Annotated in this window: 17 protein-coding genes; 7 read left to right on the forward strand and 10 right to left on the reverse strand. The window is 66.4% G+C overall.

Going from position 1 to position 24332, the window contains the following annotated elements; translation table 11 throughout:
• Positions 1-190 precede the first annotated feature (190 nt).
• A complete protein-coding gene (locus tag ACI2KK_RS28040; protein WP_404671508.1) occupies positions 191-2044 on the reverse strand; it encodes an ABC transporter ATP-binding protein in 1854 nt (617 codons plus the stop codon).
• A 432-nt stretch (positions 2045-2476) separates the two neighbouring features.
• On the opposite strand from ACI2KK_RS28040, the gene ACI2KK_RS28045 reads away from it, so the two are divergent.
• Positions 2477-3379 (forward strand): DMT family transporter, encoded by a 903-nt coding sequence (locus ACI2KK_RS28045; RefSeq protein WP_404671509.1) that lies wholly within the window; start codon positions 2477-2479, stop codon positions 3377-3379.
• Positions 3380-3543: 164 nt separating this feature from the next.
• On the opposite strand, the gene ACI2KK_RS28050 is transcribed toward ACI2KK_RS28045, so the two are convergent.
• From ACI2KK_RS28050 to ACI2KK_RS28070, 5 genes are all read right to left on the reverse strand, one after another.
• Positions 3544-5040, reverse strand: coding sequence for an MDR family MFS transporter (locus ACI2KK_RS28050; RefSeq protein ID WP_404671510.1), 1497 nt, complete (start codon positions 5038-5040; stop codon positions 3544-3546).
• 13 nt (positions 5041-5053) lie between these two features.
• Complete coding sequence (locus tag ACI2KK_RS28055) at positions 5054-5707, reverse strand: TetR/AcrR family transcriptional regulator (RefSeq protein WP_404671511.1); 654 nt, start codon at positions 5705-5707, stop codon at positions 5054-5056.
• 208 nt (positions 5708-5915) lie between these two features.
• Positions 5916-6395 (reverse strand): cysteine hydrolase family protein, encoded by a 480-nt coding sequence (locus tag ACI2KK_RS28060; RefSeq protein WP_404671512.1) that lies wholly within the window; start codon positions 6393-6395, stop codon positions 5916-5918.
• A gap of 212 nt (positions 6396-6607) precedes the next feature.
• The gene (locus tag ACI2KK_RS28065) at positions 6608-7894 is read right to left on the reverse strand and encodes a Zn-dependent hydrolase (protein ID WP_404671513.1); all 1287 of its coding nucleotides are present in this window, start codon (positions 7892-7894) and stop codon (positions 6608-6610) included.
• A gap of 44 nt (positions 7895-7938) precedes the next feature.
• On the reverse strand, positions 7939-9429 hold the full coding sequence (locus ACI2KK_RS28070) for an NCS1 family nucleobase:cation symporter-1 (protein WP_404671514.1): 1491 nt from the start codon (positions 9427-9429) through the stop codon (positions 7939-7941).
• A gap of 608 nt (positions 9430-10037) precedes the next feature.
• Between ACI2KK_RS28070 and hydA the strand changes: the two genes are divergently transcribed.
• The 3 genes from hydA (at position 10038) to preA (ending at position 14276) form a co-directional block, all read left to right on the forward strand.
• Positions 10038-11477 (forward strand): dihydropyrimidinase, encoded by a 1440-nt coding sequence (hydA, locus tag ACI2KK_RS28075; RefSeq protein WP_404671515.1) that lies wholly within the window; start codon positions 10038-10040, stop codon positions 11475-11477.
• A 156-nt stretch (positions 11478-11633) separates the two neighbouring features.
• The gene (locus tag ACI2KK_RS28080; RefSeq protein ID WP_404671516.1) at positions 11634-13001 is read left to right on the forward strand and encodes an NAD(P)-dependent oxidoreductase; all 1368 of its coding nucleotides are present in this window, start codon (positions 11634-11636) and stop codon (positions 12999-13001) included.
• A complete protein-coding gene (gene preA, locus ACI2KK_RS28085; protein WP_369991026.1) occupies positions 13002-14276 on the forward strand; it encodes an NAD-dependent dihydropyrimidine dehydrogenase subunit PreA in 1275 nt (424 codons plus the stop codon).
• Positions 14277-14436: 160 nt separating this feature from the next.
• On the opposite strand, the gene ACI2KK_RS28090 is transcribed toward preA, so the two are convergent.
• The gene (locus ACI2KK_RS28090) at positions 14437-15057 is read right to left on the reverse strand and encodes a TetR/AcrR family transcriptional regulator (RefSeq protein WP_404671517.1); all 621 of its coding nucleotides are present in this window, start codon (positions 15055-15057) and stop codon (positions 14437-14439) included.
• 278 nt (positions 15058-15335) lie between these two features.
• Here ACI2KK_RS28090 and ACI2KK_RS28095 point away from each other — a divergent pair, with 278 nt between their 5' ends.
• Together ACI2KK_RS28095 and ACI2KK_RS28100 are read left to right on the forward strand one after the other, a co-directional pair.
• Positions 15336-15827, forward strand: a complete 492-nt coding sequence (locus ACI2KK_RS28095) for a MarR family winged helix-turn-helix transcriptional regulator (RefSeq protein WP_404671518.1) — start codon at positions 15336-15338, stop codon at positions 15825-15827.
• The gene (locus ACI2KK_RS28100; protein WP_404671519.1) at positions 15820-16566 is read left to right on the forward strand and encodes a class I SAM-dependent methyltransferase; all 747 of its coding nucleotides are present in this window, start codon (positions 15820-15822) and stop codon (positions 16564-16566) included. Before ACI2KK_RS28095 ends, ACI2KK_RS28100 begins: the two co-directional genes overlap by 8 nt.
• 405 nt (positions 16567-16971) lie before the next feature.
• On the opposite strand, the gene glcF is transcribed toward ACI2KK_RS28100, so the two are convergent.
• From glcF to glcD, 3 genes are read right to left on the reverse strand one after another with little or no spacing between them, the layout of a single operon-like run.
• The gene (glcF, locus tag ACI2KK_RS28105) at positions 16972-18207 is read right to left on the reverse strand and encodes a glycolate oxidase subunit GlcF (RefSeq protein ID WP_404671520.1); all 1236 of its coding nucleotides are present in this window, start codon (positions 18205-18207) and stop codon (positions 16972-16974) included.
• 9 nt (positions 18208-18216) lie between these two features.
• Positions 18217-19263 (reverse strand): glycolate oxidase subunit GlcE, encoded by a 1047-nt coding sequence (glcE, locus tag ACI2KK_RS28110; RefSeq protein WP_404671521.1) that lies wholly within the window; start codon positions 19261-19263, stop codon positions 18217-18219.
• Positions 19263-20762, reverse strand: a complete 1500-nt coding sequence (glcD, locus tag ACI2KK_RS28115; RefSeq protein ID WP_404671522.1) for a glycolate oxidase subunit GlcD — start codon at positions 20760-20762, stop codon at positions 19263-19265. Before glcD ends, glcE begins: the two co-directional genes overlap by 1 nt.
• Positions 20763-21271: 509 nt before the next feature.
• On the opposite strand from glcD, the gene ACI2KK_RS28120 reads away from it, so the two are divergent.
• A complete protein-coding gene (locus ACI2KK_RS28120; protein ID WP_404671523.1) occupies positions 21272-24121 on the forward strand; it encodes an HD domain-containing phosphohydrolase in 2850 nt (949 codons plus the stop codon).
• The last annotated feature ends 211 nt before the right edge of the window (positions 24122-24332 follow it).

Below are 24332 nucleotides of genomic sequence, written 5' to 3' on the forward strand. Positions count from 1 at the left end.
GATGATGGGAGCAGGCGGTTTTTGGTTACTTTTTTCCAAGAAAAAAAGTAACCCGCCGTAAGGGCGGAAAGGTGACGAAAAGCAGCCATCGTCAATGAATGCGCATACATCTACCAAAGCAATCACCATGGACTCCGAACCCGAACCCGAACCCGAACCCGAACCCGAACCCGAACCCGCCAAAAGCCAGCTATTCCACCCCCTCAACCACCCCCTGGTCCTCTCCCAGAAACCCACCACTCTGGTGCTGCCACAACCGCGCATAGGTCCCATTGCGCGCCAACAACTGCGCATGGGTACCTTGCTCGATGATCCGCCCCTCATCCATGACAATCAGCCGGTCCATGGCCGCAATGGTCGACAACCGGTGGGCGATGGCAATCACCGTCTTGCCCTGCATCATTTCATCCAGGCTCTCCTGGATCGCCACCTCCACCTCCGAGTCCAGCGCACTGGTAGCCTCGTCCAGCAGCAGAATCGGTGCGTTCTTGAGCATCACCCGGGCAATGGCGATGCGCTGGCGCTGGCCACCCGACAGCTTGATACCACGCTCACCCACCAAGGTGTCGTAGCCGCTGTGGCCCTGCTTGTCGCTGAGCTGGCTGATGAAACCATCCGCCTGGGCGTTGGCGGCGGCGCGGCGAATCTGCTCGTCACTGGCGTCCGGGCGGCCGTAGGCGATGTTGTCGCGGATCGAGCGGTGCAGCAGCGAGGTATCCTGGGTGACCATGCCGATCACGCTGCGCAGGCTGTCCTGGGTGACTTCGGCGATGTTCTGCCCATCGATGCGGATGCTGCCGCTGTCCACGTCATAAAAGCGCAACAGCAAGTTGATCAAGGTCGACTTGCCCGCGCCGGAGCGGCCCACCAGGCCAACCTTCTCACCGGCGCGAATCTCCAGGCTCAGGCCATCGAGCACCTGGCGCTCGCCGTTGTAGTTGAACCGCACCTGGTCGAAGCTCACCGCGCCGCCGCGGGTTTGCAGCACGCCGGCATTCGGCGCGTCCTGCACCTTGGGGCCGCGGGTCAGGGTCTGCATGCCGTCCTGCACGGTGCCGATGCTTTCGAACAGCGAAGTCATCTGCCACATGATCCAGTGCGACATGCCGTTGATGCGCAGGGCCATGGCGGTGATCGCCGCCACTGCGCCAGTACCGACCTCGCCCAGGTGCCAGAGCCACAGCGCATAGCCACCAGCCCCCATGATCAGCCCCACCACCAGCGCCTGGTTGACGATTTCGAACTGGCTGACCAGGCGCATCTGGCGAAACCCGGTGAGCTTGAAGTCTTCCATGGCCGCGCGGGCGAAGTGCGCCTCGCGCCTGGAGTGCGAGAACAGCTTCACCGTGGTGATGTTGGTGTAGGCGTCCGATACCCGCCCGGTCATCGACGAGCGTGCGTGGGCCTGTTCCTGGCCCACCTGGCCAAGGCGTGGCACGAAGTACCACATGGCCAGGCCGAACAGCGCGATCCAGGCCACGAACGGCAACATCAGCTTGAGCGCAAAACCGCCCGCCAGGGCGATGATGGCGATGAAGTACACGCCGATGCCGGGGAGGATTTCGATCAGGGTGAAGAGCACTTCGCGCACCGCCAGGGCGGTCTGCATCACCTTGGTGGTGACCCGCCCGGAAAACTCGTCCGAGAAGAACGACAGGCTCTGGCGCAGCATCAGGCGGTGGAAGTCCCAGCGCAGGCGCAGCGGCAGGTTGATCGCCAGCACCTGGTGTTGAACCATGGTACGCAACGCCACCAGGCCGACACTGGCCAGCAGCACGATACCGATGCCCCACAGTGCGCGAAGCTCCTGGGCACCGGCATCGCCGCCGGCCTGCCAGGTGGACAGCAGGTCGACCACCTGGCCGAGAACGGCGAACAGCCAGGCTTCATACACCGAAACCCCGGCGCTGAGCAGGGCGAATGCCAGGATGTAGCCACGGGCGCCGCGGGTGCAGGCCCACATGAAACGCAGCAAGCCCATCGGGGGCGGTGGCGCCTCATCAGGCGGGAAGGGGTCGAGCCAGCGTTCGAAGGCACGCAGCATGGGGTCTCCGGAAAATCAGTGAGCAGTTGCCGGCGCCTGGGTAGGCCAGGGGTACGGCGTTGCTACGAACCATACAGCACTGCTGCGCTTTTTGCGGGCGTGCCGGTGGATAGCATCGGCACGCCCGGCCCCGAGCCGCGAAAACTCCGATGTCGCACACCGTCACCCAGGACGTCGTAATCAGACAACCACGCGTCTCAGCCAATCTGCTCGGCCCACCCGCAAACCCGAATAATTGATTCATCGGTCAACCCTGCGCCAAGGGCGGTCCGACGCGGTACAACGAGTAAGCAGCCTCGCCTCACAATTCCAACGCTGCGGCGCCCCGTGCCCCGGACTACCGGCACGACATAACTACAGCCCTAAAACCCAATAGCACGCGCCTGGCCGGCCACGGCATGGTTGCGCGCGCTTTTGTGAGACTTGACTGCCATGATCGTTACTTCCGTTTCAGCCGCCGACTCGTCGAGCGGCCATCGCAATGCGTTGCTCGTCGCCCACATCGCCGCGGTGCTGTTCGGCCTCACCGGCATCCTTGGCCACCTGATCCAGGCCGACGCCAGCCTGATCACCTTCGGCCGCGCCACCTTCGCCTTCATCGCCCTGGGCTTCGTCGCCGGGCTCAAGGGCACCCGCCTGCTCGATGCGCTCAAGTGGCGCAACCTGCCCGTGTTGCTGGTCACTGGCGGCCTGCTGGCCGCGCACTGGCTGACCTTCTTCGTGGCGGTCAAGGTCGGTGGCGTGGCTGTAGCCACCCTCGGCTTTGCCAGCTTCCCGGCGTTCATCGCGCTGATCGACATGACCGTGTTCCGCGAGCGTATTGGCGCGGTCGAGGCCGGCTTGCTGGGCATGGTCACCGCCGGCCTGGTGCTGGTGGTGCCGTCCTTCGACCTGCTCGACAGCGGCACCGTCGGCTTGCTCTGGGGGCTGGCCTCGGGGCTGTCGTTCGCCTTGCTGGCCGTGGCCAACCGCCGCCGCCCGGCGGGCATGAACGCCATGCAGGTGTCGTTCTGGCAGAACGTGGTGGTGGCCATCGTGGTCGCGCCGCTTGCCTTCAGCCACCTGGGCAGCAGCAGCCTGAGCACCTCGGATTGGGTCAATCTGGCGTTGCTCGGGGTGTTCTGCACCGGCCTTTCGCAGTTTCTTTTCGTCAAGAGCCTGGACGGGCTGGAGGCGCGCACTGCGGGCATGATCATCGCCCTCGAGCCGGTCTACGCCATCGCCTGCGCCTGGTGGCTGTTCGGCGAGCAGCCGTCGCTGCGCATGGCCGCAGGCGCGGCGCTGATCGTGCTGGCGACCATCTTCTGCGCCTGGCGCAAGGCACCGACCCACTGAGCCTGTGGTTGTAGGAGCGGCCTTGTGTCGCGAAAGGGCCGCAAAGCGGCCCCGCGATCCCTGCGTTGATGCAGATATTGCCGGGGCCGCCCTGCGGCCCTTTCGCGGCACAAGGCCGCTCCTACAGAGTGCGCGCTGGGTTCGCAGGCGTCGGTCGTTGCGTTTCAGCCGTGCGCCTTGCGCAGCGGCACCTCGCGCAGCAACCAGCTAAGCGCAAAGGCCAGGCAGGTCACCGCGCAGGCGCTCAGGAACACCCCGTGCATCGCCCCGGCGAAGGCCTCCAGGTAAGCCTGCTGTTCAGGCGCCGCCAGGGCATGTACCTGGTCCGGCGACAGGGTGACCGGCGCCGCGCTGCCGGCCGGGAAGCTGTCCGCCAGGCGCGCCAGCAAGGTGTGCGAGAACAGCGCGCCGAACACCGAAACGCCAATGGTGCCGCCGATGGTGCGGAACAACGTCGCCCCCGAGGTGGCCACGCCCATGTGCCGCGGCTCCACGCTGTTTTGCACTGCCAGCACCAGCACCTGCATGACCATGCCCAGGCCCGCGCCCAGCAGGCCCATGTACAGGTTCATGGTCAAGGTCGGGGTATCCAGTTGCAGGCGGCTGAGCAGGGCAAGGGCGATGGCTTGCAGCAAGGTGCCGATGATCGGGAACAGGCGGTAGCGCCCCCAGCGGCTGATCAGCCGCCCGGTCACCGCCGAGACCACCAGCAGTCCACCCATCAGCGGCAGCATCTGCAAGCCGGCGCCGGTGGGGGTGGCGTTTTTCACCACCTGCAGGTACAGCGGCAGGAAGGTCACCGCGCCAAACAGCGATACACCGACGATGAACCCGATCAGCCCGGCCAGCACGAAGGTACGGTGGCGGAACAGGTGCAGCGGCATGATCGGCTCCACCGCGCGGCGCTGCTCGTAGATGAAGCCGAACAGGCCGATCAGGCAAAACAGCGCCAGGCACAGCACATCCAAAGAGGCCCACGGCAGCAGGTTGCCGCCAAGGCTGGTGAGCAGCACCACGCAGCTCAAGGTCAGGGTGAGGAAGAACGCGCCGAAGTAGTCGATCACATGCTTGACCCGCGCCACGTGCGGGCGGAACACGCTGCCGATCACCACCAGCGCCAGCAGGCCCAGGGGCAGGTTGATGTAGAAGATCCAGCGCCACGACAGGTGCTCGACCAGAAAGCCGCCAATCAGCGGCCCGACCACCGTGGCCAGGCCGAACACCCCGCCGAACAGGCCCTGGTAGCGGCCGCGCTCGGCTGGCGGGATGACATCGCCCACCGCCGCCATGGCAACTACCATCAGGCCGCCGCCACCCAGGCCCTGCAGGGCGCGCAGCAGCACCAGCTCGGTCATGTTCTGGGCCATGCCGCACAGCACGGACCCGGCCAGGAACAACACGATGGCCACCTGCAGCACGCGCTTGCGCCCGTACAGGTCGCCGAACTTGCCGTACAGCGGCACCACTACGGTAGAAGCCAGCAGGTAGGCGGTGACCACCCACGACAGCCAGCGCAGGCCGCCCAGGTCGCTGACGATGGTCGGCAGCGCGGTGGAGACGATGGTCTGGTCGAGCGCGGCGAGGAACATCACCAGCAGCAGGGCGCCGAGCAGCAGGGGGATGGGCGGGTGTGCGTCGTGTTCGACGGGAGTGCTTTGCATGGGCGGGCCTGGGTCAGTGGCGGGCAAGGTGGCGGCCGGCGTCCTGCAGGCCGGCGAGGGCGAAGCGGTAGAGCTGGTCGCAGACCTCGGCATGGGGCATGCCGAGAATCTGCTGCACCGCACCGGAGCCGCCGCGCGGGCCAATCAGCAGCATCGCCCAGGGCGCGGTGACGCAGAGGATGCAGCGCACCAGCGCCGGGTCGCCGGCCGGGATACCGCTGATTTCGCTGAACAGCCCCATCAGCAGCGCCAGTTTTTGTGGCGCGGTGCCCTGCAGGTGCGCCTGGCCCTGGCTACTGGGGGCCAGCAGTTCGGCGGCCAACACCCGCAGATGCCAGCCTTCGCGGCCGCTGGCGGCCTTTTGCACCACCAGCTCGATCAACGTGCGCAGTTTTTCGCTGGCCGGCACCGGCGCCTGGACGATGCGTTGCAGGTTGGTGATGTCGAGAAAGCGCCGGCGTGCCTCGTCGAGGACTGCCAGGTACAGGCCGTTGCGGCTGCCGAAGTGGTAGTTGATCGAAGCCAGGTCGACCTCGGCCTGGGCGGCCACCGCCTTGTTGCTGGAGGCGGCGAAACCCTGGGCGGCAAACAGTTCGCCAGCGGCGTCGAGGATGCGCAGGCGGGTGGCTTCGCCGTCCTTGCGCGGTTCGCGGGGGGCAGGGGGCATGCTGGGGCTCCACAGGTGTCGTGGAGGGAGCATGTGTCGGGGTTAGTCTAAATTCAATTTAAATTTAATTAATGTTTCGCCGATCCCTGTAGGAGCCGGCTTGCCGGCGATAGGGCCGGGTCTGAAACCAGCAATGTGTGCCAGGGCCACCGGCCTCATCGCCGGCAAGCCGGCTCCTACAGAGACCGCGCAAGGCCGATGCTCCAGCTCAGCCCTTGAGCCCGGCCACCACTTCGGCCGCCGTGGTCACCTGGCCGAAGTGGTGCTGCCACAGCTCGATGCCCAGCTTGCCCGAACGGTCCAGCGACGAGCCCATGGTCAGGTCGGTGACCAGGGTCGGGCACAGCCCGGCATCGAACAGGGCAAAGCCTGCGGCCAGCACACAGGTTTCGGTCTGCAGCCCGCACACCAGCACACGTTCCACGTTCAGGCTCTTGAGGTAGGCCAGGGTCTCGGCGGTCTGGCCGTAGCCGTGCTTGACGAACACCTTGTCGGCTTCGACCAGCGCCACGTCTTCACGGGCCGGGTGCCAGCCGAGCTGACGTTGGAACGGCGTGACCTGCTCGTCGTGCAGTTCGATGGAAGCCACGGTGGGGATGTGAGCCGACAAGGCGCGGATGCCATCCACCAATTTTTCCGAAGGGCTGAAGGTGGATTGCACGTCGACGATGAGCAGGGCTTGGCGCATGGCGGGGAGGCGGGTCCGGAGGGGCAGGGGCGGGGAGTATACCGCCATCGCTGGCAGGCGGTTACCCGGCGCCCAGCCCTGACGCGTGTCCCCTGTAGGAGCGGCCTTGTGTCGCGAAAGGGCCGCGGAGCGGCCCCGAAATAGAGGCCATGGCACAGATCGCCGGGGCCGCTCCGCGGCCCTTTCGCGACACAAGGCCGCTCCTACAGGAGTCAGGCTGCCAATCGCCCGCTGGCAATCGCCGCGGACGCTGCCAGCATCGCCCGCAACAGCACCGCACAACCAGCAGCCAGGTCCGCAGGCGCGGCGTTCTCGATCTCGTTATGGCTGATGCCACCCTCGCACGGCACGAAGATCATCCCGGCAGGGCCCAGCTCGGCGAGAAAGATCGCGTCATGCCCCGCACCGCTGACGATGTCCATGTGCGCCAGGCCCAGGTTGCGCGCCGAATCACGCACCGCATCCACGCAGCCACGGTCGAAGTACAGCGCCGGGAAGTCAGCAGTGGGGACCAGCTCGTAACTCAAGCCATGTTTGGCCACGGTGGCCTCGATCACCGCACGCACCTCGGCGATCATCGCATCCAGCTGCTGGCCTTCAAGGTGGCGAAAATCCAGGGTCATGCGCACCTCGCCCGGGATCACGTTGCGCGAGCCTGGGTAGGCCTGCAGGCAGCCGACCGTGCCGCAGGCATGGGGCTGGTGGGCAAGGGCGGTGCGGTTGACCGCCTCGACCACCGCCGCAGCGCCCACCAGGGCGTCCTTGCGCAGGTGCATGGGGGTGGGGCCGGCGTGGGCCTCGACGCCGCGCAGGGTCAGGTCGAACCACTTCTGGCCCAGGGCGCCGAGCACCACGCCGATGGTCTTGTGCTGGTCCTCGAGGATCGGGCCCTGCTCGATATGCGCCTCGAAGTAGGCACCGACCGGGTGGCCGAGCACCGGGCGTTCACCGGCATAACCGATACCGTTCAGCGCCTCGCCCACGCTGACGCCCTGGGCGTCGCGCTTGGCCAGGGTCTCGGCCAGGGTGAACTTGCCGGCGAATACCCCCGAGCCCATCATGCATGGCGCAAAGCGCGAGCCTTCCTCGTTGGTCCACACCACCACCTCCAGCGGTGCCTCGGTTTCCACGCCCAGGTCGTTGAGGGTGCGCAGCACTTCGAGCCCGGCCATCACGCCGAAGCAGCCATCGAACTTGCCGCCGGTGGGCTGGGTGTCGATATGGCTGCCGGTCATCACCGGCGGCAGCTTGGGGTTGCGCCCCGGGCGGCGGGCGAAGATGTTGCCTACGCCGTCCACCGTCACGCTGCAGCCGGCGGCTTGGCACCATTGCACGAACAGGTCGCGGGCCTGGCGGTCGAGGTCGGTGAGGGCCAGGCGGCACACGCCACCCTTGGCCGTGGCGCCGAGTTGGGCAAGGTCCATCAGCGACTGCCATAGGCGCGCGCTGTCGACGTGGTGCTGGGTGGATTGCAGGATCTGTTTGGCGGGCGTGGTCATGGGTGTCTCCTCAGGCTTGTTTTTGTCAGGCTGGAGCAGGGTGTTCATGGCAACGGCTTGGCCAGCCGCGCCGGGCCGCGCAAGGCCACAGCGCCGAGCGCGTAGTACAAGCCGCCGCCCAGCAGCGAGCCGGTGAACCAGCCGTAGTCGTAGAACCAGCTGAAGCGGCTGTTGCCGATGGCCAGCACGGTCAGTGCCACCGGGATGGCGAAGGCAATGAAGCCTGCGCGGTTCCATGCCGGGTAAACGTCGTCGCGGTACAGCCCGGCGAGGTCCAGCTGCTGGCGGCGCACCAGGAAGTAGTCCACCACCATGATCCCGGCGATCGGCCCGAGCAGGCTGGAATAGCCCAGCAGCCAGTTGGAATAGACCGTCTCCAGGCTCACGTCCGAGACAATCCAGCCAAGCTTCTTGAACAGCTCGTGGGCCATCAGCGCCAGGCCGATCAACCCGGTCAGCCACACCGCGCGGCTGCGCCCGATCAGGCGCGGGGCGATGTTCTGGAAGTCATTGGTGGGCGAGACGATGTTGGCTGCGGTGTTGGTGGCCAGGGTGGCGAGCACGATCAGGGTCATGGCCAGGGCTACCCAGCCGGGGCTTTGGATCTTGCCGATCAGGGTCACCGGGTCCGACACCGTCTCGCCCACCAGCGAGGCCGAGGCGGCCGTCATGATCACCCCCAGCGAGGCGAACAGGAACATGGTCAGCGGCAGGCCGTAGATCTGCCCCAGCACCTGGTCCCGCTGGCTTTTCGCATAGCGGCTGAAGTCGGGGATGTTCAGCGACAGGGTGGCCCAGAAGCCGACCATGGCGGTGAGCCCGGCGCAGAAGTAACCGACCACGCTGGCGCCTTCAGGGCGCTTGGGCGGCTGCGCCAGCAATTCGCTCATCGACATGTGCGGCAGCGCCCAGAACAGCAGCCCCAGGCCCACCGCCACCAGCAGCGGCGCGGCCAGGGTTTCGAGCAGCTTGATCGACTCGGCGCCGCGCAGCACCACCCACAGGTTCAGCGACCAGAACAGCATGAAGCCGATCACCTCGCCGGTGCCGCCCAAGGCCTTCCAGCCGTCGAACAGCGAGCCCAGCAGCAGGTGGATGGCCAGCCCGCCGAACAGGGTCTGTATGCCGAACCAGCCGCACGCCACCACTGCGCGAATCAGGCACGGCACGTTGGAGCCGAGAATGCCGAACGAGGAGCGCAGCAGCACCGGGAAGGGGATGCCGTACTTGGTGCCGGGGAAGGCGTTGAGGGTCAGCGGAATCAGTACGATCAGGTTGGCCAGCAAAATCGCCAGCAGCGCCTCGCCCACGCTCAGGCCGAAGTAGGCCGTCAGCACACCACCCAGGGTGTAGGTGGGCACGCAGATGGACATGCCCACCCACAGCGCGGTGATGTGCCACTTGTTCCAGGTGCGTTGGTGCACCTTGGTGGGGGCGATGTCGTGGTTGTAGCGGGGGCTGTCGAGCACGTCGCTGGCCGCTTCGAGCTCGTACAGGCCGTGCTGCTCGATCACTTTCGATCTGCTCTGTTGCATGGGGCTCTCCAGGTTTTTCTTGTCGTTGTCGCTCATCGGGCTATGCGATGGCCGGAGTACACACACCACCAGTACTGCACCTGCGGTCCGGCCATGGCGGCTGGCCTGGGCTTTCAACAAACGTGCCGGGTTGGCCGCGGCCAGCCCGGCGGGCTGCCGCCGACTGCAGGTAACTCACTGACTTGCAAGTGCATTCAGCTGGGCAGGCAAGCAACACGGATCACGGGCCGTGTGCGTTGTCTTGCCGGCGGGCCCACACGCACCGTGGTTCAAAGCGGTGCGGCCTGGAAAACATCGGGCGCGGCCTGCGCCATCCTGCCGGTTTCAAACAGCTGAATTTGCGTAGAAAATCTTGACCAATTTGGCTTCCTGTCAAGTGCGTCAAAATGGTGAGAGGCTGCATCGTTTTGGTGATTTGTTTAAATAAACGTTACAAATCAGTTAGTTAAATCGTTTGTAATTTGCTTATATTTTTTCTTGATCAATGCAGAATCAGCTACTAGCCTCGAATCTTGTCAGGCATGACAGGATTGCTTCGAGCCTTCAGGCACTGGCGTAAAAATTCCAAGAACCGGCCAATAGACCGGTCAGCCTGCGAGGAAGACGGCATGTCCCTGTTGATCCGTGGCGCCACCGTGGTCACCCACGAAGAAAGCTACCCCGCCGATGTGTTGTGTGCCGACGGCCTGATCCGCGCCATCGGCCTGAACCTGCAAGCCCCCACCGGTTGCCAGGTACTCGACGGCAGCGGCCAGTACCTGATGCCCGGCGGCATCGACCCGCACACCCACATGCAGCTGCCGTTCATGGGCACGGTGGCCAGCGAGGACTTCTTCAGCGGCACCGCCGCAGGCCTTGCCGGGGGCACCACCTCGATCATCGACTTCGTCATCCCAAACCCGCAGCAGTCGCTGCTGGAGGCCTTCCACACCTGGCGCGGCTGGGCGCAGAAAAGCGCATCCGATTACGGTTTTCACGTCGCCATCACCTGGTGGAGCGAGCAGGTGGCCGAAGAGATGGGCGAGCTGGTGGCCAAGCATGGGGTGAACAGCTTCAAGCACTTCATGGCCTACAAGAACGCCATCATGGCCGCCGACGACACCCTGGTGGCCAGCTTCGAGCGCTGCCTGCAATTGGGCGCGGTACCCACCGTGCATGCCGAGAACGGCGAGCTGGTGTACCACCTGCAGAAAAAATTGCTGGCCCAGGGCCTGACCGGCCCCGAGGCCCACCCGCTGTCACGCCCGGCGCAGGTCGAAGGCGAGGCCGCCAGCCGCGCCATCCGCATTGCCGAAACCCTCGGCACGCCGCTGTACCTGGTGCATATCTCCAGCCGCGAGGCGCTGGACGAGATCACCTACGCCCGGGCCAAGGGCCAGCCGGTGTACGGCGAGGTGCTGCCCGGCCACCTGCTGCTGGACGACAGTGTGTACCGCGACCCGGACTGGGCCACCGCCGCCGGCTATGTGATGAGCCCGCCGTTCCGCCCGCGCGAGCACCAGGAGGCGCTGTGGCGCGGCCTGCAGTCGGGCAACCTGCACACCACCGCCACCGACCACTGCTGCTTCTGCGCCGAGCAGAAGGCCATGGGCCGCGATGACTTCAGCCGCATCCCCAACGGCACCGCCGGCATCGAGGACCGCATGGCGGTGCTGTGGGATGCCGGGGTGAACAGCGGCCGGTTGTCGATGCACGAGTTCGTCGCGCTGACCTCCACCAACACGGCGAAGATCTTCAACCTGTTCCCGCGCAAGGGCGCGATCCGCGTCGGCGCCGATGCGGATCTTGTGCTGTGGGACCCGCAAGGCACCCGCACCATCAGCGCCAGCACCCACCACCAGCGGGTCGACTTCAACATCTTCGAAGGCCGCACCGTGCGCGGCATCCCCAGCCACACCATCAGCCAGGGCAAGTTGCTGTGGGCCGATGGCGACCTGCGCGCCGAGCCGGGCGCGGGGCGTTACGTGGAGCGCCCGGCGTACCCGTCGGTGTACGAGGTGCTCGAACGCCGCGCCGAGCTGCACAAGCCGACGCCGGTACAGCGCTGAGGCCATTGGGGCTGCTGCGCAGCCCATCGCTGGCAAGCCAGCGCCTACAGGGGTAACACCGCTTGGGTCTCACTGGACCTGTAGGCGCCGGCTTGCCGGCGATCGGGCGCAAAGCGCCCTCATTCCAAGCCCCATAAAAAAAGAGAGGCTACAACCGTGATCGACGCCCTGAACCACTTGCCGCGCCCCCGGGCCGGTGCCGACCAGTTAAACGAGGCCTTCAGCGACCTCGCTCCCCCGCTCACCGAGCGCCAGGCCATCGTGGAAAGCGCGCGCTGCCTGTATTGCTACGACGCCCCGTGCATCAACGCCTGCCCCAGCGAAATCGACATCCCGTCGTTCATCCACCGCATCAGCGACGGCAATGTGCAGGGCGCCGCCGAGCGCATCCTGTCGGCCAACATTCTCGGCGGCAGCTGTGCCCGGGTATGCCCCACCGAAATCCTCTGCCAGCAGGCCTGCGTGCGCAACAACGCCCAGGAGTGCGCGCCGGTGCTGATCGGCCAGTTGCAGCGCTATGCCCTGGACAACGCAGCCTTCACCCAGCACCCGTTCCAGCGCTCGCCGGCGACCGGCAAGCGCATCGCCGTGGTCGGTGCCGGGCCCGCCGGGCTGTCCTGCGCCCATCGCCTGGCCCTGCACGGCCATGACGTGGTGGTGTTCGAAGCCTGCGACAAGGCCGGCGGCCTCAACGAATACGGCATCGCCCGTTACAAGCTGGTGGACGACTACGCCCAGCGCGAGGTGGAGTTCTTGCTGGGTATCGGCGGCATCGAGATCCGTCATGGCCAGCGCCTGGGCAGCAACCTCACCTTGAGCGAATTGCACAGCCAGTTTGACGCGGTGTTCCTCGGCCTGGGCCTGAATGCCGTGCGCCAACTCGGCCTGCCCGACGAGGACGCCCCCGGCCTGCTGGCTGCCACCGAATACATCCGCGAACTGCGCCAGGCCGATGACCTGAGCCAACTGCCGCTGGCCGACCGTTGCCTGGTGATCGGCGCCGGCAACACCGCCATCGACATGGCCGTGCAGATGAGCCGCCTGGGCGCGCGCGACGTCAACCTGGTGTACCGCCGCGGCGAGGCCGACATGGGCGCCACCGGCCACGAGCAGGAAATCGCCAAGCACAACCAGGTGCGCCTGCACACCTGGGCGCGCCCCGACGCCGTGCTGCTGGATGACCAGGGCCGGGTGCGCGGCATGCGCTTTGCCCGCACGCAACTGGCCGGCGGGCGCCTGCAGGACACCGGCGAAAGCTTCGAACTGGCGGCGGACGCGATCTTCAAGGCCATCGGGCAGCGCTTCGACGACGCCTGCCTGCGCGACCCGCTGGCGGCGCAGCTGGCCCGCGACGGCGAGCGAATCCAGGTGGATGCGCAGATGCGCACCAGCCTGCCGCGGGTCTATGCCGGCGGCGACTGCACGGCGCTGGGCCAGGACCTCACCGTCCAGGCGGTGCAGCACGGCAAGCTGGCCGCCGAGGCCATCCATGCCCAACTCATGCTCAATGTGGAGGCTGCGTAAATGGCCGATCTGTCCATCGTGTTCGCCGGCATCAAGGCGCCCAACCCCTTCTGGCTGGCCTCGGCGCCGCCTACCGACAAGGCCTACAACGTGGTCCGCGCCTTTGAGGCGGGGTGGGGCGGGGTGGTGTGGAAGACCCTCGGCGAGGACCCGGCGGCGGTCAACGTGTCGTCGCGTTACTCGGCGCACTACGGCGCCAACCGCCTGGTGCAGGGCATCAACAACATCGAGCTGATCACCGACCGCTCGCTGGAGATCAACCTGCGCGAGATCACCCAGGTGAAGAAGGACTGGCCCGACCGCGCGCTGATCGTGTCGCTGATGGTGCCGTGCGAAGAAGCGTCGTGGAAGTTCATCCTGCCGCTGGTGGAGGCCACCGGCGCCGACGGTATCGAGCTTAACTTCGGCTGCCCCCACGGCATGCCCGAGCGCGGCATGGGCGCGGCGGTGGGCCAGGTGCCGGAGTACGTGGAGATGGTTACCCGCTGGTGCAAGACCCATTGCTCGCTGCCGGTGATCGTCAAGCTCACGCCGAACATCACCGACATTCGCCAGTCGGCCCGCGCCGCCCACCGCGGCGGGGCAGACGCGGTGTCGCTGATCAACACCATCAACTCGATCACCAGCGTCGACCTCGAGCGCATGGTCGCCCACCCCATCGTCGGCGACCAGAGCACCCACGGCGGTTACTGCGGCTCGGCGGTCAAGCCGATCGCCCTGAACATGGTCGCCGAAATCGCCCGCGACCCTGAAACCCGTGGCTTGCCCATCTGCGGCATCGGCGGCATCGGCAGCTGGCGCGACGCTGCCGAGTTCATTGCCCTGGGCAGTGGCGCGGTGCAGGTGTGCACGGCGGCGATGCTGCATGGTTTTCGCATTGTCGAGGACATGCAGGACGGCCTGGCGCGCTGGATGGACCAGCACGGCCACCGCACCCTCGAGGCGTTTCGCGGGCAGGCGGTGGGGCACACCACTGACTGGAAGTACCTGGACATCAACTACAAGTCGGTGGCGCATATCGACCAGGACGCGTGCATTGGCTGCGGGCGTTGCCACATTGCCTGCGAGGATACCTCCCACCAGGCCATCGCCAGCACGCTCAAGGCCGACGGCACCCATGCCTACAGCGTGATCGAAGAAGAGTGCGTGGGCTGCAACCTGTGCCAGATCACCTGCCCGGTGGAAAGCTGCATCGACATGCAGGCGCAGGAGACCGGCAAGCCGTACCTGAACTGGACCCAGGACCCGCGCAATCCGTACCGTGAGGCCAGTTGAGCGGGAACGTGTCTTACAGACGCGCACGTCCCTGTAGGAGCGGCCTTGTGTCGCGAAAGGGCCGCAAAGCGGCCCCGGCAATCCTGCAGGGGGCGCACGTTTTGGGGCCGCTGCGCGGCCCTTTCGCGACACAAGGCCGCTCCTACAGGGGCATGGGGCTTCAGGGCTCCAGCCCGATCCCCCGCAGAATCACGCTGGTCACCGTCTGCACCGCACCCTCGAAGGCCAGGTCCGACAGCGGTTCGCCGCCATTGAGCAACGTCACCTGGTAGCCAAAGTCGGCATAGTGCTGGGTCGCCGCCCAGATCATGTACAGCAGCGCCGAGGGCTCCACCGGCAGGATGCGCCGGTCCTCGACCCAGCCCTTGATCTTCGCCTGCTTGAGCTGCGCCCAGGGCACCAGGGTTTCATCCAGGCTTGCCCCCAGCAACGGCGCACCGTGCAGAATCTCTTCGGCCCAGATCTTCGAGCCCAGTGGCCGCGAACGCGAGTGGCCCATCTTGGCGCGGATGTAGCTGGTCAGCACCACCCGCGGGTCGTCGAAGCGCTCAAAACACAGCGCGTCCTGCTTCCACACCTCCAGCAAGTCCTGCAGCACCGCGCGGTACAGGTCGTCCTTGGTGCTGAAGTAGTAATGCAGGTTGGAACGCGGCAACTGCGCCTGTTCGGCGATATCGCCCATGGAGGTGGCGCCGTAGCCCTTGTCGGCGAACACCTGCTCGGCAGCGAGCAGGATTTTCTCGACGTTGCGCCGGCGGATCTCGATCTTGTGGTTGGCCATGAAATGTCCGTGCTGACCTGAACAGGGCAAGGCTAGGGTTTGTACGAAAAGTAGCCGAGCGGCGATCAGGCAAGGCGAAAACAGGCGAGGAAGCGGAGTTTACGGGTTGTAAATGAGCATTCCGAGCCTGTTTTCAACGCAGCATGATCGTCGCGCAGGCACTTTTCGTACAAAGCCTAACAGCTTTGCAAGGGGCGAGGGAAAGCCATAGCGCGGGGCTGCTTGCAATTTACATTAGCGCTAATGTAATTTCTCCCCATCGCAGGGGAGGTCACTACATGAACACGAGGAACACGCCCGGCCTGGGCGAGCTGCTGCGTTACGTCAGCGAACTGGTGGAGCAGGGCGCCGAGGAGCACTACCAGCAGATGCAGCTGAATTACCGCGCCCGCTACACCCCGGTGCTGCGGGCGCTGCACAGCGGGGCGCAAACCATCAGCGAGGTCACCGCCTGCACCCACCTGACCCAGGGCGCCATCAGCCAGACCGTCGGCCACATGCAAGCCGACGGCGTGGTCACCCGCCAGCGCGGCGAGGACGGGCGGCAAACGCTGATCCGCCTGACGCCCCATGGCGAAGGGCTGCTGTGCAAGCTGCAAGCCCATTGGCAGGCGACCTTCGCTGCCATCGAGCAGCTCGAGCAGGAGATCGGCCACCCGCTGCGCCAGGTGCTGGAGCAAGCCGCCAGTGCCCTGGAGCGGCAGGGTTTTTCGCAGCGGTTGAGTGCAGTCAAGCTGGCCTGTGCGGCCGAGGAGGTGGTCAGTGAGTGAAGTGCGCAACTGGTTCGACCAGGGCGGTTTGGCCTATGCCCGTTTTCGCCCCGAATACCCCGAGGCCCTGGCTGCCCGGCTGGCCGAGCTTGCACCGGACCGGGCGCTGGCGGTGGACGTGGGCTGCGGCAACGGCCAGTTGACCCGGCTGCTGGCCGGGCACTTTCGCTCGGTGTCGGGCTTTGACCCAAGCCAGGACCAGATCGACCACGCCCAGCCCCAGGCCAACGTCAGCTACCGCTGCGCCCCGGCCGAAGACCTGCCGCTGCTGTCGCGCAGTGCCAGCCTGATCACTGCCGCCCAGGCCGCCCACTGGTTCGACCTGCCGCGCTTCTACTCCGAGGTGCGCCGGGTGGCGGTGCCGGGGGCACTGCTGGCGCTGGTCAGCTATGGCGTGCTGAGCCTGGAACCCGGCCTGGATGAGCGTTTCAAGCGCTTCTACTGGCAGGAGATCGGCCCGTACTGGCCGGCCGAGCGCAAGCTGGTGGACAGCGGCTACGCCACCCTCGACTTCCCGTTCGAGGAAATTCCCGGCCCGGCCATCGACCTGCAACTGCAGTGGGACTTTGACCAGTTGCTTGGCTACATCGCCACCTGGTCGGCGGTGCGCAGTGCTCGAGAGGCAGGGCAGAGCCAGTTGTTGCTGGACTTTGCCGAGGACCTGTACGTGCTGTGGGGCGATCCTGTGCAGCGGCGGGTTGTTCAGTGGCCAATCAATATGCGGGTTGCGCGGTTGTGAACAGCAGGTTGGCGTAAGGGCTGACAGGTGCTCGCCATAACCCTTGCAGCGCCTATCAGATCGAGCGCCGCCCGCGCGGCGCTTCGCGGGTGAACCCGCTCCCACAGTTTATTTCTGGACAGTCTCTCCTGTGCCGGTACCGGGTCCGCCTTGTTTGTACGACACGGTTTCTGCATGGGCATTGCAGCTGCCTCACACGGCTCAAGACATGCACCAAGGCGGACAGCGGTACTTTCACAGGAGTAATTGGCCCGAAACGAACTGTGGGAGCGGGTTTATCGGGGTGCCGAACCACCGCGAAGCGCCGCGCGGGCGGCGCTCGATCTGATAGGCGCTGCAAGGGTTATGGCGGGCACCTGGTGGCCTTGACGCAATCACCTTCAAAGGGACACGCGTAAAGCTCTGCTACCCACCACCAGCCCCACCCCCCAACCCTGCCTCGACAACCTCCACCCAATGCCGCACCGGTGTACGCCCAGCCCCTCCCAGATGCAGCTGGCAACCAATATTGGCCGTGGCAATCACACCGGGCCCGCCACTTTCCAGCGCATCCAGCCGGTTATCGCGCAACTGCCGGGCCAGCGCTGGCTGGGTCAGCGAATAAGTGCCTGCCGAACCACAGCACAGGTGCCCGTCCGGCACTGGCGTCAGGTGAAACCCGAAGCGCTTCAGCAGCGCCTCCACCGCACCGCCGAGCTTGAGGGCGTGCTGCAAGGTGCACGGGCAATGAAAGGCCAGGCGCTGCTCGGCGCACACCCCCAGGCGCTCCACCGGCTCAGCCTGCAGCACCTGCACAAGGTCCCGGGCCAGGGCGCTGACCCGGGCGGCTTTTCCGGCATAACGCGGGTCGTGTTGCAGCAGGTGGCCATAGTCACGCACAAAGGCACCACAACCGCTGGCTGTCTGCACGATGGCCTCGGCACCGGCCTCGATGGCCGGCCACCAGGCATCGATATTGCGCCGGGCCCGCTCCAGTCCTTGGGTCTGGGCATCCAGGTGATAGTCCAGTGCACCACAGCAACCGGCCTCGGCAACCGGCTCGACACTGATGCCAAGGCGGTCGAGCAGGCGCGCAGCGGCAGCGTTGGTACGTGGCGACAGCGCCTGCTGCACGCAACCTTCAAGCAACAGGATGCGCCGGGCATGGCGCAGCGGCGGGCGTTCGCCGGGCGTAGCCAGAACGGCTGGCAGCTTGGCCTTCAGGCTGGCCGGCAGCAGTGGCCGCAGGGCCTGGCCGGTGCGGGCCAGGGCCTTGAAAGCAGCGGTGTGCGGCACCACTGCGCGCAACCCTTCACGCAACAGGCGCTGGCCCAGGGGGCGCGTTACCTGGCGCTCGACCACGGCGCGGCCGATGTCCAGCAGGTTGTGGTACTGCACCCCCGACGGGCAGGTGCTCTCGCAGTTGCGACAGCTCAGGCAGCGGTCCAGGTGCTGCTGGGTGCTGGCGCCGGCCGGTTCGCCTTCGAGCACCTGCTTGATCAGGTAGATGCGCCCGCGTGGGCCGTCCAGTTCGTCGCCGAGCAACTGGTAGGTGGGGCAGGTGGCGGTGCAAAAGCCGCAATGCACGCAGGCGCGCAAGATGCTTTCGGCCTCTTCGGCGCGGGCCAGGTGCTTGGCGGCTTCGCTCAGGTGAGTTTGCATGGCGTGGCCTCACAGGTCTGGGTACAGGCGGCCAGGGTTGAAGATGCCCTGGGGGTCGAGTTGGCGCTTCAAGGCCTGGTGGTAGCGCAGCAGGGCTGCCGGCAAGGGGGCGATGCTGTGCTCGCCCTGGGCGTAGGCAGTGGCGTGCCCGCCTACCGCGGCCACCTGCTCGCGCAGGGCGTGGGCCGGGGCATCGCTCTTGAGCCAGCGCTGGGCGCCGCCCCAGTCGAGCAGTTGCAGGCCTGGCAGGTCGAGGTCCGCGCAGGCCAGCGGCAATGACAGGCGCCACAGCGGTGCCGGTTGCCGGAAAAAGCCCAGGCGCTGTTCGCGCAGTTCGTGCCAGAAATCATTGGCCACCGGCTCGCCGCCCAGGCGCTCGCGGGCCGAACGCACCGAGCCTTCGCCGCCTTCAAGTCGCAGGTAAAGCGCCTCGCCGTCATGGCAGGCAGCGCTGATCGGCAGGGGTTGCTGGCCCCATTGCGCAAGCTCGGCCAGGGCCTGTCGGCGGCTCATCTGCAGGCGCAGGCTCTGGCATTGGCGTGGCCGTGGCAGCACCTTCAGCGACACTTCGGTCAGCAGCCCGAGGCTGCCGAAACTGCCGGCCATCAGCCGCGACACGTCGTAACCGGCGACGTTCTTCATCACCTCGCCACCAAAGCGCAGCAGCTTGCCGTGGCCGGTGATCAGGCGCGTCCCCAGCACCTGGTCGCGTACCGCGCCCGCCCACGGCCTGCGTGGCCCGGACAGGCCCGCCGCGACCATGCCGCCCAGGGTTGCCCCAGGCCCCAGGTGCGGCGGCTCGCAGGGCAGCATCTGCCCGGCCTCGTGCAATGCCGCCTCGATTTCCAGCAGCGGCGTACCGGCACGGGCGGTGAGTACCAGCTCGGTGGGGTCGTAGCTGAGGATGCCGCGATGGCCGCGGGTGTCGACCAGCTCGCCGTCTACCGGGCGGCCAAGCATGGCCTTGCTGTTGCCACCCTGGATGCGCAGCGGCGTGCCCAGGTCCAGCGCCCGGTTGACCTGCTCGAGCAGGTCCTTGCTCAGGTCGGTATTCATCAAAAGCGCTCCAGCTCGGGGAAGGGCAAGCGGCCGTGGTGCACGTGCAAGGCGCCGAACTCGGCGCAGCGCTGCAGGGTGGGGATGTTCTTGCCGGGGTTGAGCAGGCCACGGGGGTCGAAGGCAGCTTTTACCGCATGGAACAGGGTGATCTCGTCGGCGTTGAACTGGGCGCACATCTGGTTGATCTTCTCGCGGCCCACGCCGTGTTCGCCGGTGATGCTGCCGCCCACCGCCACGCACAGTTCGAGGATCTTGCCGCCGACGGCTTCGGCGCGCTCCAGCTCCCCGGGCAGGTTGGCGTCGAACAGGATCAGCGGGTGCATGTTGCCGTCACCGGCATGGAACACGTTGGCCACGCGCAAGCCGTACTGCGCGGACAACTCGCTGATGCCCTTGAGCACCCGTGGCAGCTCGCGACGCGGGATGGTGCCGTCCATGCAGTAGTAGTCCGGTGAAATACGCCCGACGGCCGGGAAGGCGTTCTTGCGCCCGGCCCAGAAACGCAGGCGCTCTGCCTCGTCGCAGGCCAGGCGCACCTCGCTGGCACCGGCGTTGCGCAATACCGCTTCCACGCAGGCGCAGTCGTCCTGCACGTCGGCTTCCACGCCATCCAGTTCGCACAGCAGGATCGCCGCCGCGTCCACCGGGTAGCCGGCGTGGATGAAGTCCTCGGCAGCGCGGATCGCCAGGTTGTCCATCATCTCCAGGCCGCCGGGGATGATGCCGGCGGCAATGATCCCGGCCACGGCGCGGCCGGCGTCCTCCACGCAATCGAAGCTGGCCAGCAGCACCCGTGCTACCTGGGGCCTGGGCAACAGCTTGACGGTGACCTCGGTGACGATGCCGAGCATGCCTTCGCTGCCGGTGAACAACGCCAGCAGGTCGAAGCCCGGGCTGTCCAGGGCCTCGCTACCCAAAGTCAGGCGTTCACCTTCGACGGTGAGTATTTCGACCTGCAGCAAGTTGTGCACGGTCAGGCCGTATTTCAGGCAGTGCACGCCACCGGCGTTTTCAGCGACGTTGCCGCCGATGGAGCAGGCGATCTGTGACGACGGGTCCGGGGCATAGTACAGCCCGTGGGGCGCGGCAGCCTGGGAAATAGCCAGATTGCGCACCCCGGGCTGGACCTTCGCAAAACGGCCCGCAGGGTTGATTTCAAGGATGCGGTTGAAGCGCGCCATCACCAGCAGGACGCCCTGGCTCAAGGGCAGGGCACCGCCCGACAGGCCGGTGCCGGCGCCACGCGGCACTACCGGTACACCGCGTTGGTGGCACAGCTTGAGCAAGGTCTGCACCTGTTCCAGGCGTTCGGGCAATGCCACCAGCAGCGGCATTGTGCGGTAGGCCGAAAGGCCGTCGCATTCGTAGGGTCTGAGGTCTTCGCTGCGGTGCAGGATGGCCAGGTCCGGCAGGGCCTGGTGCAGCGCCGCCAGCAGGGCGGCCTTGTCGACGGCGGGCAACGGGCCGTCGAGGCGATCGTCATGGAGGATGTTCATGCGGCTCACTCGTCGGGTTCTTGTTGTAGTCCGGCTGGGCGATGTCCCTTGCAGACTGGGTGACCCTGGCGGGTTTGTCGAGGTGAGTTGTGTGGTGTTGCTCGATTTCCAAAAGCTGGTGCGGTCCCTGTGGGAGTGGCGGGGCGCCGATGCGGCTTGCCCGCGAAAGACGCGACGCGGTGGATGGCACCGGCTGCGCCGGTGTTCGCGGCTAAAGCCGCTCCTATAGGGACTGCATGAGCTTCAGGCCAGTGCCGTACCTGTAGGCGCCGGCTTGCCGGTGATGAGGCCGGTTCAGGCAGCACAAGACAGTTGCTTGTGTCGCGATGGGGCGTGAAGCGGCCCCCACCCTCTGGAGCCGCAACAATCAATATGCCACTATCGCCCCCGGCCTCGCTGCACGTTCCCCCTAGCTGATTACACTGTTGAAACCGCACACATGGAGTACCTGGGATGGGCTGCGTGTCGATGGGTCATGTTGCAGTTGTAAAAGCCTGGGGCGCTCAGCCATGAGCCGCCCCGGCCGCGGCGTTTCGCTGCAACTGGTGGTGGCGCTGGCCATCGTGCTGGGCATGCTGGTATTGGGCACGGCGCTGGCCTGGCAAGGCTATCGCGGCCTGCGCCAAACCCTGGTGGCCGCCGCCGGCGATGCCGCCCAGCAAGTCGGCAAGACCATCGATGAGCGCGCCCGACGCCTGGTCGACCCGGCCCAGAGCAGCATCCGCCTGCTGGCCTTCAACCCGGTCGCAGGTGACCTGCAGCAGCGCCTGCAGGGCCTTGCGCAACTGGTCGAGACCCTCAAGGCCAACCGCATGCTCAGCGCCGCCTACCTCGGCTACCCCAACGGCGACTTCCTGCTGGTGCGTCTGCTGCGCGACCCGCAACTGCTCGAACGCTTCGAGGCACCCGCCGGCACCCACTACCTGGTGCAAAGCGTCAGCCATGGCGCGGACGGCGCGCTGCTCGGCGAGTGGCGCTTCTACGACCCGGCGCTCAACCTGCTGAGCACCCAGCTCAAGCCGGATTACCGCTACGACCCGCGCACCCGGCCCTGGTTCAGCGAGGCCAGCGCGCAGCCGGGCACCGTGCTCACCCACCCCTACGTGTTCTTCACCACCCGCGAGATCGGCCTGACCATGGCCCAGCGCAGTGCCGACGGCGGCGCGGTGATCGGCATGGATGTGTCGGTCAATGACCTGGCCAGCGAGAGCCGCGACCTGCGCATGACCCCCGGTACGGAAATCGCCGTGGTCGACGGCCAGGGCAACGTGGTGGCCTACCCGGACCTTGAGCGGGTGATCGTGCGCGAAGGCCAGGCCGTGCGTCTGTCGCACATCAGCGAACTGGGCATCCCCAGCCTTGCAGGGCTGTATGTCGACGCGGCTGCAGGTACACGGGCCAAGCCTTACGAGGTAGCGGGGCAGACCTGGTATGGCATGCGCGTGCAACTGAAACTGGCCGGGCAAGACCTGCAGGTGCTGATTGCCGTGCCGGCCCACGAACTGCTGGCCGATGCGCGCAAGGTGCTGCTGGAGCAGCTGCTGTGGACGGCGGCGCTGATCGCCGTGCTGCTGGCGCTCGGTGCCTTGCTTGGCCGGCGCATTGGCCGCCCGCTGCGCCAGTTGGCCGACCAGGTGCGCGGCCTGGCCAGCTTCGATTTCAGCAGCCCGGTGGGGGTCGCCTCGCGGGTCAGCGAGGTGCGCGAACTCAGCCAGGTGCTCGGGCGTATGGCCGGCACCATCGGCAGTTTCCAGGCGATTACCCTGACGCTCAGCCGCGAAAGCCACCTGGAACGCATGCTCGACGGCGTGCTCGGCCACCTGGTGGACGCCGCCGGGGTGAGCGGCGGGGCGGTCTACTTGCTCGATGGTGAAACGGCGCAACTGCGCCTGGCCGCGGCCTGCCGTGGCGAAGGGTACCCGGCGCAGCTGGCGCTGGACGAGGGCGGCCAGCACGACCTCGCGGCGGTGGTCATCCAGGCCCTGGCGCTGGAGGGGCGCAGCCTGGCGCTGGTACTCAGGGACCGCAGCCAGGCGCTGTTGGGCGTGCTGCTGCTGCAGCTGGAAAGCGGTGCCGAGGTGGGTGGGCCGTTCCGCCGTTTCGTCGAAGAGTTGTCCGGCGCTGCCGCCGTGGCCATCGAGACCCGCCAACTGGCCGAGGCCCAGCAACGCCTGCTCGACGCCATGATCAAGCTGCTGGCTGATGCCATCGACGCCAAGAGCCCCTATACCGGCGGCCACTGCGAGCGGGTGCCGCAGCTTGCGCAGATGCTGCTGGACCAGGCCGTGGGCGCCGCCAGTGGCCCCTATGCCAGCTTCAGCATGAGCGAGGCCGAATGCTACGAGTTTCGCGTGGCCGCCTGGCTGCACGATTGCGGCAAGATCACCAGCCCCGAGTACGTGGTCGACAAGGCCACCAAGCTTGAGACGCTGTACAACCGCATTCACGAAGTGCGCATGCGCTTCGAGGTGCTGTGGCGCGACGCCGAACTGGCCTACTGGCAAGGCCTGGCCGAAGGCGGGCAGGGTGAGGCACTGCAAGCGGCGTTAACGCGCAGCCAGGCCGAGTTGCAGGCGGAATTCGCCTTCGTTGCCAAGGCCAACATCGGCGGCGAGTTCATGGAGCAGGCCGACATCGAGCGCCTGCAGCAAATCGGCCAGCGCCGTTGGCTACGCCATTTCGACAACCGCCTGGGGCTTTCCCGCGATGAAGAAGTGCGCCTGGCCGGGGTGCCGGTGGTGCCCTTGCCGGTGGCCGAGCCGCTGCTCGCTGACCGCCCCGAGCACCGCGTGCCCTGGGGCGCGCGCAAGCCGCCGGTGGCCAGGGACGACCCGCGTAACCATTGGGGCTTCGACATGCGCCTGCCGGCCCATGCCAGCGACCATGGCGAGCTGTACAACCTGTCGATCCGCCGCGGCACGCTCAATGACGAAGAGCGTTTCAAGATCAACGAGCATATCGTGCAGACCATCATCATGCTCAACTCGCTGCCGTTTCCGCGCCAGCTGCGGCGGGTGCCGGACATTGCCGGCAACCACCACGAGCGCATGGACGGCAACGGCTACCCGCGCAGGCTTGGCCAGGATGCCCTGAGCATCCCGGAGCGGGTGATGGCGATCGCCGACATTTTCGAGGCGCTGACCGCCGCCGACCGGCCGTACAAGGCCGCCAAGACGCTTTCGGAGTCGGTGAAGATCATGGTGTTCATGGCCCGTGATCGGCATATCGACGGGGAGTTGCTGCGGTTGTTTCTTGGCAGTGGCGTGTATCGCCAGTATGCCGAGCGGTTTTTGCGTGCCGAGCAGATTGATGAGGTGGATGTGGGGTATTGGTTGGGGCAGCTGGATGCGCCTTTGTAGGTGCTGCTTTGCTGGCGGTGGTGTTTCTGCAGGTGGCTTATGTTTTGTGGTGCGCGCTATTGTTGTTGATCTGTTGATCTGTTGATCTGTTGATCTTTGTGTTAGTTGGTTTTGATAGTTGTATGCGCATTCATTATTTGTAGTGACGCTTATTCACCTTTCCGCCCTTACGGCGGCTCACTTTTTGAGGGATCAAAAAGTAAGCAAAAAA

Source organism: Pseudomonas sp. NPDC089406 (assembly GCF_044900265.1).
GTDB lineage: Bacteria > Pseudomonadota > Gammaproteobacteria > Pseudomonadales > Pseudomonadaceae > Aquipseudomonas > Aquipseudomonas fakonensis.